This window comes from Oculatella sp. LEGE 06141 (assembly GCF_015207605.1).
Classification (GTDB): Bacteria; Cyanobacteriota; Cyanobacteriia; order Elainellales; family Elainellaceae; genus Oculatella.
The window spans coordinates 214,508-228,497 of record NZ_JADEWO010000004.1 but is presented as its reverse complement, the minus strand read 5'-3'; the positions used below and the strand labels follow the sequence as shown (position 1 = coordinate 228,497).

Genomic DNA, 13,990 nt, shown 5'->3' with positions numbered 1-13,990 from the left:
TGAAACGGTTCAGCTGTCTCTAGTGGCCGAATCCAGCTCTGTCACCGAGCGCAACTTTAGCGTGGCATCATGCACTCGACAGCGCGCCTCTCGTAAGCCTTAAAACACCCTGCTGATCAGTAGTAGAGTTGAGTGAAGTCTATCATCAATCCCTTGTTGCTCTCTTCTCTGTCTTCCTCCTATGCGTCCTCGCCAGGATTTGATCGAAATCTTCTCGACCTTTTTGCAACTGGAAGCCGATCGGTTTGACCGTTGGGCGATCGAGCCAAAGCTGCGGCGCAGTATGCAACAATGCTTAGCGCAAACCGCCCAAACCAATGTCTCGGAAAACTTTTGGGCACTCTACTGGCACAAAATCTGGCAGACGCAAGACAACCTGCTCAATTTGGCGAAAGAACATTTGCTGGCCTATGTTCAGGAAAGCTGCTATTGGGCGGCTCAGAAAACGGCAGCAGGGTTTGCCAGCAACCAATCCAGTTTGGCCGACTGCTTTCAAATGGCGATCGCCCAAATTGACAAAGTTCTTAAAGGGTTTGATTCGCAGCAAGGGTTCAACTTCAAAAACTACGCCAGCGCGACTTTCAACAGCCTGATTCGAGAACTGCTGCGGCAACGGCAGGAGATTGATATCTGCACCGATTGGGCCTTGTTACGAAAAATCAGCCAAAAACGGTTAACCGAATCGTTGGTTAGCGCGGGGCTGGCATCCGAGACGATCGCCAGCTACATCCTCGCCTGGAGCTGTTTCAAAACGCTGTACGTTCCAATGCAAGCCAGCGGCACACGCCAACTCTCAAAACCCGATCGGCAGACCTGGGAGGCGATCGCGCATCTCTATAACAGCGAGCGGTACACGCAATTATCGTCTTCTGGCACAGCCGTCCAACCTGAGTCGTTAGACAAATGGCTGCTGGCCTGTGCCAAGGCCGCTCGCGCTTATCTATATCCCAGCCAGGTTTCGATCAATGCTCCCCGGCCAGGTCAGGAAACAGGCGAATTTCTCGATAACCTGCCCGAAACCGTGCAAACCTCCCTGCTGGCAGACATGATTGCAGAGGAAGAAGCCAGCACAAGACAAACGCAGCGATCGCAACTCACTGCCGTGTTAATAAACGCCCTGAAACAGTTGGACGAGCAATCTCAAACCCTTTTAGCGCTCTACTACCAGGACGGATTAACGCAGCAGCAAATGGCAGAACGGTTAGCGGTCAAGCAATACACTGTTTCACGCCGACTGACAAAAGCCCGCGAAGCGTTGCTGTTGACCTTAGCAAAGTGGAGCGAAGAGACACTGCATAGGACGGCCACAGCCGACCTATTGAAACATACCAGCACTGCCCTGGAAGAGTGGCTCAAGACCCACTACAGCCATCCTGACCTGCAATCCCCAGACATTCCCCAGATGGAGCCGCCATCATGACGTTTAATTCAGCTTTGTTTGACCCAATTCAAGTTTGCCTGGATATAGAGCCAGCCCTCCAGACCCAGGCTTGGCAGCAAAGCCAGTCGTTTGCAACACCCAGCAGCCAATGGAACGCCTATCTCAATCAGCTCTGCCTGGATACCGTTCTGCCCTGGCTACAAGATGCTTACGAACGACAAGCTACACCTGCACCCAGTGCTACCGCCTTGCCTGGCTTCTGGGAACTTGTTAACGGAAGTGCGATCGCCGTTAACCGCACCAGACTGGTTCTCATCCCCACTGAAGCAATTGACGTTGACGAAATCCGGGTGCCGCAAGAATGGGTAGATATTCCCGACTGGATCGCCGATTATTATCTAGCAGTGCAGGTCAATCCAGACGATCGCTGGGTCAGAATCAATGGCTTTACTACCCATTGGCAGTTAAAACAAAGACCAGTGGACTGGAGCGATCGCACCTATCCCATCAATGAATCTGACCTGACGGCGGATCTGAATGCGCTCTGGGTGGCACGTCAACTCCATCCCGAAGCAACGACTCGCGCCCGTGTTCCTGCCGTATCACCATTGCCGTTAGCCCAAGCCCAAACCTTGTTGCAACGTCTCGGCGATCCGTCTGTTCTGGTGCCCCGATTAGCAATTCCGGTTGAGCAATGGCGATCGCTGATCGCTCATGGTGGCTGGCGGCAACGCTTAAGCGATCAGCGTCGAGGCTTGCCAGAACAGCAAAGTCCGCTGCAATGGCTTCAGGCTGGCATCTCCAATCTGAGTCAGCAGTCAGGGTGGACTCGCCTGGAGTTTCAACCGGGCTTGGCCGTCGCTCGAGGGGAGGCAACCGAAACAACGCCAGTGCTAGCCAAAGAATTGACGATCGCCAACCACTCCTACGAACTGCGGATATCAGCGGTCGATCGCACCAGTAACATTTGGCGGTTTGAATTACAGCAAAGCGGCGGCACCATTCCGGCGGGCATCATACTGCGACTTTTAACAGAAGACTTGCAGCCGTTCGCTGGGAATGAAGACACAGCGAACGCCCCAGTAGAGCAGCTTTACATTGAAGTCTCCTTAGCGCCCGGCGAAGGCTTGGTGTGGGAAATTGAGCCAACGCCCGACCACTACGACCAAGAAATACTGCGATTTTAACCCCGTGAAAACCCAAACACAACAAAAATCCCCCGCCCGAAGGCAGGGGATTCTTTTATCTACTTACAGCTCATCAAAGGCGCTAGCCAAATCGACTCGCTGTTGAGGCAATGAGGAAGGCAGCGTAGGTTAAGACATAGCCAACCGTAAAGTGAGCTAAACCAACCAGACGACCTTGAACGATGGACATAGCCACAGGCTTGTCCTTCCAACGAACCAGGTTCGCCAGAGGAGTGCGCTCGTGTGCCCAAACCAACGTCTCGATCAGTTCTTGCCAGTACCCTCTCCAGGAGATCAAGAACATGAAGCCCGTTGCCCAGACTAAGTGCCCAAACAAGAACATCCACGACCAGACCGCCAGGTTATTCATGCCATACGGGTTATACCCGTTAATCAACTGAGCCGAGTTTAGCCACAGGTAATCACGCAGCCAGCCCATGATCGTCACTGACGTTTCATTGAACTGGGCAACGTTACCCTGCCAAACCCCAAGATGTTTCCAATGCCAGTAGAAGGTGACCCAACCAATGGTATTTAGCATCCAGAACATAGCCAGGTAGAACGAATCCCAAGCAGAGATATCGCAAGTACCGCCACGACCGGGGCCATCACAAGGGAAGGCATAGCCGAAGTCTTTCTTGTCTGGCATGAGCTTCGATCCGCGAGCATCCAGCGCACCCTTGACCAGAATCAAAGTGGTGGTGTGCAGACCGAGAGCGATCGCATGGTGAACCAGGAAGTCACCAGGGCCAATGGTCAAGAACAAAGAGTTCGTTCCACTATTAATTGCGTCTAACCAACCCGGCAACCAAACGTTACCGTGGTTCGGCCATGCAGTGGTTGCAAGGCTGTCAGAGTTAGACAACAGCGTATCGAAGCCGTACAGCACTTTACCGTGAGACGCTTGAATGAACTGTGCAAACACAGGCTCAATCAGAATTTGCTTCTCAGGAGTACCAAACGCTTGCATCACATCGTTGTGGACGTATAGACCCAACGTATGGAAGCCCAGGAACAACGACACCCAGCTCAAGTGCGAGATGATCGCCTCTTTATGCTGGAGGACGCGATCGAGCACGTTGCCCTTATTCTGAATCGGGTCGTAGTCCCGAACCAGGAAGATCGCACCGTGAGCAAAGGCACCCACCATGATGAATCCAGCAATGTACTGGTGGTGAGTATAGAGAGCCGCTTGCGTTGTGAAGTCCTGCCCTATGAAGGCATAAGGCGGCATCGCATACATATGCTGCGCGACCAGAGAGGTGATAACACCTAACGCTGCCAGGTGGAAAGCCAACTGGAAGTGCAAAGAGTTGTTGTAGGTGTCATACAGCCCCTGGTGAGGCAGGTTGAACTGACCTTCTGTCTTGGTGCCAAAGAAATTCTTGGCATTCAACATCTCTTTGATGTTGTGACCGATGCCAAAGTTCGTGCGGTACATGTGACCCGCAATGATGAAGATGACAGCGATCGCCAGGTGGTGGTGCGCCATATCCGTCAGCCACAAAGACTGAGTCTGCGGATGGAAACCACCCAGGAAGGTCAAGATAGCCGTTCCAGCACCCTGAGACGTGTTGAACACGTGATCCAAGGTGTCAGGATTTTGAGCATAGGCACCCCAATTGCCTGTGAAGAAAGGCTTCAAGCCAGCGGGATGGGGTGGGGTCGATAGGAAGTTGTTCCAACCCACATGCTGTCCACGCGATTCAGGAATCGCAACGTGGATCAGGTGACCTGCCCAGGCAAGAGAGCTAACACCAAACAGACCAGCCAGGTGGTGGTTGAGGCGAGACTCTGCATTCTTAAACCAGGACAGAGATGGGCGGAACTTGGGTTGCAGGTGCAGCCAACCAGCGAACAGGAAGATCGCTGACAACAGCAGCAGGAAGACTGCTCCCATGTAAAGCTCACCATTGGTTCGCATCCCGATGGTGTACCACCAGTGGTAGACACCAGAGTAAGCGATGTTGACTGGGCTAGAAGCACCAGCTTGCGAAAACGCATCCACAGCGGGTTGACCGAAGTGGGGATCCCAAATCGCGTGGGCGATGGGACGGACGTTGAGTGGATCTTTACTCCACTGTTCAAAGTTGCCTTGCCAAGCGACGTGGAAGAGACTGCCAGATGTCCAGAGGAAGATGATTGCCAGGTGGCCGAAGTGAGAAGCGAAGATCTTTTGATAAAGATTCTCCTCCGTCATGCCGTCATGGCTTTCAAAATCATGGGCTGTGGCAATCCCGTACCAGATCCGACGAGTGGTCGGATCTTGAGCCAAGTCCTGGCTAAATTTCGGGAATTTAGTTGCCATAGGTTACCGAGACCTCGTGCTCATCCACTTACTGCAATGATCCGAGCCAGGAAGAACGCCCACGTTGTGACGATTCCACCCAGGAGGTAGTGAGCTACCCCAACTGCCCGCCCCTGAATGATACTCAGAGCGCGAGGCTGAATTGCCGGAGCGACTTTCAGTTTATTGTGAGCCCAAACAATAGACTCAATCAATTCTTGCCAGTAGCCACGACCACTAAACAGGAACATCAAGCTGAACGCCCAGACGAAGTGAGCACCCAGGAACAGCAGACCATAAGCTGACAATGCTGAACCGTAGGAACCAATCACCTGAGTTGCTTGTGCCCACAGGAAGTCACGCAACCAACCGTTGATGGTAATTGCGCTAGCTGCCCAGTTTCCGCCGGTGATATGAGAGACAGAGCCATCTGGAGAGACGGTACCCCACACATCCGACTGCATCTTCCAACTGAAGTGGAAAATGGCGATCGATAGGGAGTTGTACATCCAGAACAGACCGAGGAAAACGTGATCCCAACCAGAAACCTGGCAGGTGCCGCCACGACCTGGACCGTCGCAAGGGAAACGGAAACCAAGATTGGCTTTGTCTGGAATCAGGCGAGAACTACGGGCAAACAGCACGCCCTTCAACAGAATCAGCACAGTGACGTGGATCGTGAAGGCGTGAATGTGGTGCACCATGAAGTCTGCCGTACCAAGGGCGATCGGCATCATGGCAACCTTGCCGCCCACTGCCGCGATACCGCCGCCAAACGCATAGCTCGCTGGAGCTAACGCATTAGGAGCCGTGGCACCGGGAGCCAGCGTGTGGATGTTTTGAATCCACTGAGCAAAAACAGGCTGAAGCTGAATCGCCGTATCAGAGAACATGTCCTGAGGACGACCCAACGCCCGCATGGTGTCGTTGTGAACGTACAGTCCAAAGCTGTGGAAGCCAAGGAAAATACAAACCCAGTTGAGATGGGAAATAATCGCATCCCGATGACGAAGCACACGGTCTAGCAAGTTGTTCTGGTTCACCTCGGGGTCGTAATCCCGAACCATGAAGATAGCAGCGTGAGCACCGGCACCCACAATCAAGAATCCACCAATCCACATGTGATGCGTAAAGATAGACAGTTGCGTGGGATAGTCCGTTGCCAGGTATGGATACGGTGGCATCGCATACATGTGCTGCGCCACGATGATCGTGACAGAGCCTAGCATCGCCAGGTTAATGGCTAGCTGAGCGTGCCAGGAGGTGGTCAGGTTCTCGTAGAGACCTTTGTGTCCTTCGCCAGTGAAAGGACCTTTATGCGCTTCTAGGATCTCTTTAATGCTGTGGCCGATACCCCAGTTGGTGCGATACATATGGCCGGCAATGATGAACAAAACAGCCAGTGCCAAATGGTGGTGGGCAGTATCTGTTAGCCATAGGCCACCCGTTACCGGGTTCAAGCCACCCTTAAAGGTAAGGAAGTCAGCATATTCACCCCAGTTAAGGGTGAAGAAAGGAGTGAGACCCTTAGCAAAGCTCGGATAAAGCTCTGCCATCAAACCAGAGTTCAAGATGAACTCGTGGGGGAGGGGAATGTCTTGAGGAGCAACCCCGGCATCTAAGAGCTTGTTAATGGGCAATGACACATGGATCTGGTGACCTGCCCAAGACAGGCAACCCAGACCCAACAAGCCAGCCAGGTGGTGATTCAGCATTGACTCCACATTCTGGAACCACTCCAGTTTGGGAGCCCGCTTGTGATAATGGAACCAACCAGCAAACAGCATCAAAGCTGCCATCACCAGACCGCCGATTGCAGTGCAATAAAGCTGGAATTCATTGGTGATGCCAGAGGCTCGCCAGATTTGAAAGAATCCAGAGGTGATCTGGATTCCCTGGAAGCCACCGCCTACATCTGCATTCAAAATTTCTTGACCAACAATTGGCCAGACCACCTGAGCACTAGGTTTGATGCTTAAAGGGTCTGCCAGCCAAGCTTCATAGTTTGAAAAACGAGCGCCGTGGAAGTACATGCCGCTTAGCCAGACAAAGATGACGGCTAAGTGACCAAAGTGAGCGCTGAAGATCTTACGGGATATATCTTCTAAGTCGCTGGTATGACTATCAAAATCATGCGAGTCGGCGTGAAGATTCCAAATCCAGGTTGTGGTTTTGGGACCTCTAGCTAGAGTGCGATCGAAGTGACCAGGTTGAGCCCATTTCTCAAATGAAGTAGGAACCGGATCGTTATCGACCACCACTTTAACTTTGGCCTCCCGCTCCCGTGGGGTAGTTGTCATTAGAGACTCTCCTCTCTCTAGACAAGGAACGAAGGTATCCCTCACCCCAAGTATTTAATTAGACGGTGTTTCTCTTCTCAATTAATCAGCAAGCTAGCAATTAACAGAACCAGGCTTATGAGACCCAGAGAGAGCGTCGTAACGTTTCAGAGTCCACGCTATTGAGAAGAGGACTAACCGCGATCGCCATCCGCGCTAAAAACCCGGAGGGCGTTGTAGACAACCTTGGGGGGGGTCTTTGGTGCATTATAGAGCCGCATCTGGACGCACTTTAAGGAGAGTTAACAATAATTCAAAATGAGCAAATATTGAATATATCTAGTTTCCAACCACAGTTAGGTACAAAAAATATTCCATATATTGTAGATTGTTTACAATTTGAAATGATCTATACACCCCATAGAAGAATCTAGAGGGACACCCTATTCCAGTTAGCCCGGACTTGGCACTTCCTGTTTTTTGTTTGAACGTTTTTAAGCAGCAGATTTAGTAGCAGAAAAAGAAGGTTTAATTTATGAAGAAAATGGTTTCAAACCCATAAGTTTTGTAAACAAGAAAGCGTTAGGGGTGAGCCGCGATCGCAACCCAGGTCAAGTGGGTTGCGCTTCAGGTTTGCCTTAACCAAACAAAGTCACCCAGGACAACGGAGGCTTTTGCGACGCTGGATGCCCCTATCCGGGCTATAGTTCCCTATGGACAGATCGATACGAAATTATTGGCGATCGCATAGGAGCTTGGTCGAGTGTTCGGGATGAAGTGGCAACAAACGGCAGTTAGAGGGCTACTGGCTGTAGGGTTAGTGCTCGTTCTCGGACTCAATTTGACAGGATGTGGGGGCGATCGTTCGGCTTCCGCACCGTCATCTCGGACATCGAGTTCCCCACAATCGCTAACCGGACGGCTCTCAGAGGCTGCCCCTGCCGAAGTAATTCAGGCATTGAAGCGAGAACTAGAAGTCTATCAACCCCAGGTCAACATTCTTGCACCCAAGCCCAATGAGGTGTTGCAAGACGACCAGGTCACTGTACGTTTTCAAGTACAAGATCTGCCTCTGTTTAAAGACGAGGAGCTGGATCTGGGGCCACATTTACATGTCATTGTCGATAACGAACCCTACAGAGCGGTATACAACGCCGATGAGCCGCTGGTCTTAAAGGATCTGCCGCCTGGAACGCACACCATCCGAGCATTTGCTTCCCGCCCCTGGCACGAAAGCTTCAAGAACGAAGGGGCATATGCCCAAACAACCTTCCATCTATTTACGCAAACGCCAGACAATAACCCTGACCCCAGCAAGCCGCTGTTAACGTACAGCCGTCCTAAAGGAAGCTATGGGGCAGAGCCAATTATGCTGGATTTCTACCTCACGAATGCACCGCTACACCTGGTGGCCCAGGAAAGAACCGATGATGACGTTCTAGATTGGCGTATTCGAGCGACGGTAAACGGCGAGAGTTTTGTGTTCGATCGCTGGGAGCCGATCTATCTCAAGGGCTTCAAACCGGGCAAAAACTGGGTTCAGCTTGAGTTACTCGATGAAAATGGCAATTTGTTTCCCAATCCGTTTAACAGCACCGTTCGGCTAATTGATTACAAGCCAAACGGAACCGATACGCTTTCTAAGCTGATTCGTGGTGAATTGGCGATCGCAGACGTGCGTGGCATTGTTGATCCAACCTACACGCCTGACGTAGAGCCGATCCCGGAACCAAGCCCAACACCAACACCTGAGCCGATTCCAGTTCCGGTGCCGTCTCCTGAACCACTGCCGACCGAACCAACGCTTCCAGAAGTCGAAGAATTGCCACAAAAGCCAATCTCTCCGCCTGAACTCGCGCCAGTGGCTCCCGAAGAAGCACTTCCAGAACCTGAGATTGAAGAGGTTCCGCCACCCAAATCGGCTCGACCGGGGTTGTTCGATCGATTCCGTCGTCGGCCTACACCACCAATCGTTGAGCCTGCTCCAGTGCCAACGCCGCCCGCCATCATCGAATCTCCTGGCACGCCTGAGGAAACGTCACCGTTTGGGGAGGCTGAGCCAGTGCCCCAAGAGGTGCCAACGATCGAAGATCGGCCTAGCGACGACGCAGTGGTTGAACCTGTCCCCGAGTTGGAGCCATCAGCACCCACACCCACCGTTTCGCCCACTCCGTCTGCACCCAGACAGGGATTCTTCGACCGTTTCCGTCGCCGTTCGGTGCCACCTGCGGTTGAACCCACATCCCCCCCGGTTCCACCTGCTGCGATCGAACCGCCCACCCCTGAATCTCCACCATCCGAGCCGCTAGATGAACCCGACCGTGAAGACCGTGCTAGCGAGGATGCAGTGGTTGAACCTGTGCCTGAGTTGGAGCCATCAGCACCCGCACCCCCTGTTGCACCCACTCCGTCTGCACCCAGACAAGGCTTTTTCGATCGCTTCCGTCGCCCAGCGACAGAAACCTTACCGTCACCCCAACCCTTGCCAGACGTGTTGGAGGCTCCCGATCTAGACTTGCCCCGCGTGGAAACGACTCCAGAGACAAAAGCGACTGAGCCATCATCCGAATTCACTGGTGGGTTTGAGCCGGAACCAACACCGCCGGATGTTGACCAGATCCCTGAGCGATCGCCCTCACCAGAGGCGCTACCCTCAACGCCGTCCAAATCTGCACCATCGGGGATCTTTCCCCTCCGCTCGCCTGTTTCTCCAGGGCCATTAACACCTGAAGACACCCTGCCTGAAATCATTCAGCCTCCGGCGAGCGAGGAAATCGAGCCATATCCGTCTAGCACAGAACCATCCAAAGTAGACCTGTCCGAAATCACCCCGTCCGTTGGAGCCAACGCAGAAGTTCGATCGCCTGATTAACCAACAACGTTTGGTATTCGCTAGCGTGAAGGGGTGCCTGCCACAGCAAAGCAACCACCATGGCTCGTGTACGTGCGCCCGAACTGCCGCCAGACTCACTCTGGTTAAACGGCACAACATCGTTAGCAGAACATCCTTTGTCCCTCAAATCCCTGCGAGGACGAGTGGTCATTCTGGATTTCTGGACGTTCTGCTGCATTAATTGCTTGCATATTCTGCCTGTCCTTAAGCAGCTAGAACAGAAGTACAAAGACAGCCTCACTGTAATTGGCGTTCACTCTGCCAAGTTCGACAATGAGCGAGATGTTGCAGCCATTCGACAGGCCATTTTGCGCTACGACATCAAGCATCCGGTGCTGGTGGATAACGGTCTTGAAGTCTGGCAGCACTATGCGGTGAAAGCTTACCCCACCCTGGTTGTAATTGATCCACAGGGATATGTGGTGCAGTCGGTGGTAGGAGAGGGCGATCGCCACGCGCTAGATCGCCTCATTGCCGCTTTAATTGAGGCTCATCAACAGCAGGGAACACTTCGTTTTGAAGAACTCGATTGGTTCCTAGAACAACAGAAATCGCCGATCCTCACACCCTTAGCTTTTCCGGGCAAGGTACTGGCCGATCAAAGCAGTGATAGCCTATTCATTGCCGACACAGGACACCACCGCATCATCGTTACGTCTCTCAATGGCAGTGAAATCAAACACATTATTGGCAACGGTCATCCCGGATTGACCGATGGCACCTTTACGTCTGCACAGTTTGCATCTCCGCAAGGAATGGTGTTCGATCGCCAGCAGCACTGGTTATATGTAGCAGATACCGAAAACCACGCCCTGCGTCGAGTGGATTTACGCCAGCGTCAAGTTGAGACGATCGCCGGAACCGGGCAACAGAGCCGACAGCTTCAACCCCATCAAGGCATAGGGTTAGAAACGCCCTTAAATTCACCCTGGGACTTAGACCGGGTAGAGCATTATCTATTGATTGCAATGGCGGGTTCTCATCAGATTTGGCAACTGAACCTGATAGAGGGCACGATCCGCACCTATGCTGGAACCGGGGCAGAGTTTTGTGTAGATGGCGCGATCGACCAGGCCGCCTTCGCCCAACCCAGCGGCCTGTCTACCGATGGCACTACTCTCTTCGTCGCCGATAGCGAAAGTAGTACAATCAGGGCGGTTCGCCTGGGACGGTCTCCCCAAGTCGAAACGATTTGTGGCAGCGGCGATCTCTATGGCTTTGGAGACGTGGATGGTCAAGGAAGCGATGTTCGGCTTCAGCACTGTCTGGGTGTAGCGTATGCGGGGCAGCATCAGCTCTGGATTGCAGATACCTATAACCACAAAATCAAGCAGGTGGATGTTCCTACAGGCACATGTACAACCATTCTGGGGAACGGTACCCCAGCCCTTCAAGATGGCAAAGGCATTCAGGCACAATTCTCAGAACCGTCGGGCTTGAGTCGGGCAGGCTCCTATTTATACGTAGCCGATACGAACAACCACGCCATTCGACGCATAGAGATTGAGACACAAACCGTTACGACGCTTAACTTCCCAGGGCTGTGTGCGCCTCATATCTGCCTGTGAACGACTGTTAGCGCGCTTTCGCTTCAGGAATCTACACTATTCAGGCAATGGTCAGCTCGGTGCAGCAATGTCCTGGCTTATGGCTCCACCTGTTCTACTGTTGCCAACACTCTCAGGATTTTGTTTGCATCATTCAAATCCCCCACCATCCGTCTGACGGGTAGAGGCCACGCCTTCACCAGCGTTGGTGTAGCAGCAACCTGATCTGCTTCTGCCAAATCGGGATGTTTGTAGATATCTACCACTTTCAGCGTGTAGGGCTGCTGAAGCGACTTTTCTAACAACTGATGCAGATTTTGCAAAATGCGCTCAGTGGCAGCACTGTGACCTGAGACAAACAAACGCAGTACATACCCTTGCGCCGTTTGCGCCTGTTGACGTGGAGACCAGGCCAGATTTGGGCGATCGTCTCCTTCCACCTGCGTTTGAGGTTCAACCGTTTCAAACCGAACCACCAGATCGTGGTTTTGCCAGAGCTGGGGAAACTGATGCTGATAGGTCGTCATCAGCATCAAATCACATAAGTCTTCTGAATGGGGTGCCACTTGCCAGGTAAAGTCACCCATTTCAAACACAGCATTCAAGAGAGCTTGATGCCGCAACACAAAGGGACATGCCTCAGCCGATGTCTGTACCGCCTGCGTTTTGGGATCGATCCACCGATCAATCGTGGCCGTATAGCAAGGCACTAAAAAGTGGGGTAGCTCTGGCAACACCAATAGATCCTGTAACACAGCACAAAGTTGCAGATGCCAGCGAACCCGCTTTTGGGGATCGATGCAGTAAACGAGGTCGCCTCCAGGGGTAAATAACGCGATTCCTTTGAATAGGGGATCTGGGTAAACCTTCGGGTCGGAGGGAGAGTTGCGGTTGGAGCGATCGTTCATAGCAGTTGTGCAGAGCCATCAACCCAAAGGAATTGGCTCAGGTGTAGCCTGTTACTGGTCTATACTCCCCCTCCATTCCTAACAAGCCAGACTTAGCCGCCTTTGGCCGCCTTTAGCCTCAAAGAATGGCGAACCTAAACTCTGCCGCGCAAAATCTGAGCCATTTCGTTTGGTTTGGGCGACATTTCCAGAGCCGTTTCTTCTGTAATCCGTCCAGCTTCGTACAGTTTGTATAGGGACTGGTTCATCGAACACATACCGTCGAAGGTACATCTGGGGATGATCGCTTCAATTTCGTCGATCTCTCCTTTGCGAATGTAATCTCGAATGGCATCGGTATTAATCATAATGTCGTGGAATGCGGCTCGCTTGCCATCCGTAGTACGGCACAATCCCTGAGCAATCACAGCTACCAATGATTCAGCGATCGCGACCCGCATCGGTGCTTGCTGCTCCGGCGGATACAGGTTCAAAATCCGTTCGATGGTTTTGACGGCACTGTTGGTGTGCAGCGTTCCCATCACCAAGTGTCCGGTTTGAGCGGCTTTAAGTGCCGTATTCACGGTTTCCTGGTCGCGCATTTCACCGATCAAAATCACGTCTGGGTCTTCCCGCAGAGCGGCCTTGAGCGCGTTATCAAACTTGAGCGTGTGCATTCCCACTTCACGCTGTTTGATCAAGCACTTACGGCTCTGATGCACAAATTCCACCGGATCTTCGATGGTGACAATATTTTTGGGCATCTCATGATTCATGTAGTCAATCATGGCGGCCATCGTCGTCGATTTACCAGAACCAGTTGGCCCTGTTACCAGAATTAGCCCCTTGTGATAGTGGCAAACATCCCTGAACACCGACGGCAAGTTGAGCTGTTCCATCGTCAGAATCTTCAACGGAATCAAGCGGAGCACCATCGATGGCCCGCGCAACGAGTCGAAGATATTGATCCGCACCCTGGCAAAGTCGTACTGAGCGGCACCGTCAAAATCGAGATGGTCTTTGAAGCGCTTAATTTCCTCGTCGGTGAGCAGCTCTCGCAGCCAGCTAAAGAAGGTGGGTTCATCAGTAACGGGATATTCAGTGGTGTCGATTTCACCCCGATTACGGAAACGAGGAACCTCTCCTACACCCACATGCACATCAGAGAAACCTTTATCGTAAGCTTCTCGAATCAACTGTGCCATCGTGGGTGAGCCTGCGGTTGGCGCACTCCGGTTCAGTGACTGTGGCGGTGGTGCCGTTGGACGGTGCCCACCCATAGGCGGTGGTGCGGCCGGAGGGGGAGTAGCTGGTTTGGCGGTCGGCACAGTGGATTCTCCTGAACTTTTAATGCCAGACGAATTCACGGCAGCAGTAGCCGACGGAGACGATAGCGTTTGAGACGGCATCTGCTGGGTCACTCCAGTCACCGTCGGGTTGCCTGACGGTCTTGGGGGTGGAGGCGGAGGCGGCGCTCGATGGGCAGGCGGGGGAGTAACCGGACGTTGTGATTCTGTCATAGACCACTC

Annotated in this window: 8 protein-coding genes; 4 read left to right on the top strand and 4 right to left on the bottom strand. The window is 52.7% G+C overall.

From position 1 onward, the window contains the following. The first annotated feature begins 181 nt into the window (after positions 1-181). Positions 182-1,420 carry a sigma-70 family RNA polymerase sigma factor gene (locus tag IQ268_RS05165; protein ID WP_193876224.1) on the top strand — a complete coding sequence of 413 codons (1,239 nt, stop codon included), beginning with the start codon at positions 182-184 and terminating at the stop codon, positions 1,418-1,420. Next, entirely contained in the window at positions 1,417-2,568 is a 1,152-nt protein-coding gene (locus IQ268_RS05160; RefSeq protein WP_193876222.1) for a DUF1822 family protein, read from the top strand. Before IQ268_RS05165 ends, IQ268_RS05160 begins: the two co-directional genes overlap by 4 nt. 82 nt (positions 2,569-2,650) lie before the next feature. Here the strand turns inward: IQ268_RS05160 and psaB are convergent, their stop codons facing one another. Together psaB and psaA are read right to left on the bottom strand one after the other, a co-directional pair. Next, entirely contained in the window at positions 2,651-4,876 is a 2,226-nt protein-coding gene (psaB, locus tag IQ268_RS05155; protein WP_193876220.1) for a photosystem I core protein PsaB, read from the bottom strand. A 20-nt stretch (positions 4,877-4,896) separates the two neighbouring features. Beyond that, positions 4,897-7,155: a photosystem I core protein PsaA gene (gene psaA / locus IQ268_RS05150; RefSeq protein WP_193876218.1), complete on the bottom strand. Its 2,259-nt coding sequence runs from the start codon at positions 7,153-7,155 to the stop codon at positions 4,897-4,899. Positions 7,156-7,906: 751 nt separating this feature from the next. On the opposite strand from psaA, the gene IQ268_RS05145 reads away from it, so the two are divergent. Next, on the top strand, positions 7,907-10,006 hold the full coding sequence (locus IQ268_RS05145; protein ID WP_193876216.1) for a DUF6130 family protein: 2,100 nt from the start codon (positions 7,907-7,909) through the stop codon (positions 10,004-10,006). Between the two features lie 59 nt (positions 10,007-10,065). Continuing rightward, positions 10,066-11,595 carry a thioredoxin-like domain-containing protein gene (locus IQ268_RS05140; protein ID WP_193876214.1) on the top strand — a complete coding sequence of 510 codons (1,530 nt, stop codon included), beginning with the start codon at positions 10,066-10,068 and terminating at the stop codon, positions 11,593-11,595. A 77-nt stretch (positions 11,596-11,672) separates the two neighbouring features. Here IQ268_RS05140 and IQ268_RS05135 read toward each other — a convergent pair whose 3' ends face one another. After that, on the bottom strand, positions 11,673-12,482 hold the full coding sequence (locus tag IQ268_RS05135) for a circadian clock KaiB family protein (RefSeq protein WP_193876212.1): 810 nt from the start codon (positions 12,480-12,482) through the stop codon (positions 11,673-11,675). Positions 12,483-12,616: 134 nt separating this feature from the next. Continuing rightward, positions 12,617-13,981: a type IV pilus twitching motility protein PilT gene (locus IQ268_RS05130; protein ID WP_193876210.1), complete on the bottom strand. Its 1,365-nt coding sequence runs from the start codon at positions 13,979-13,981 to the stop codon at positions 12,617-12,619. Positions 13,982-13,990 lie beyond the last annotated feature (9 nt).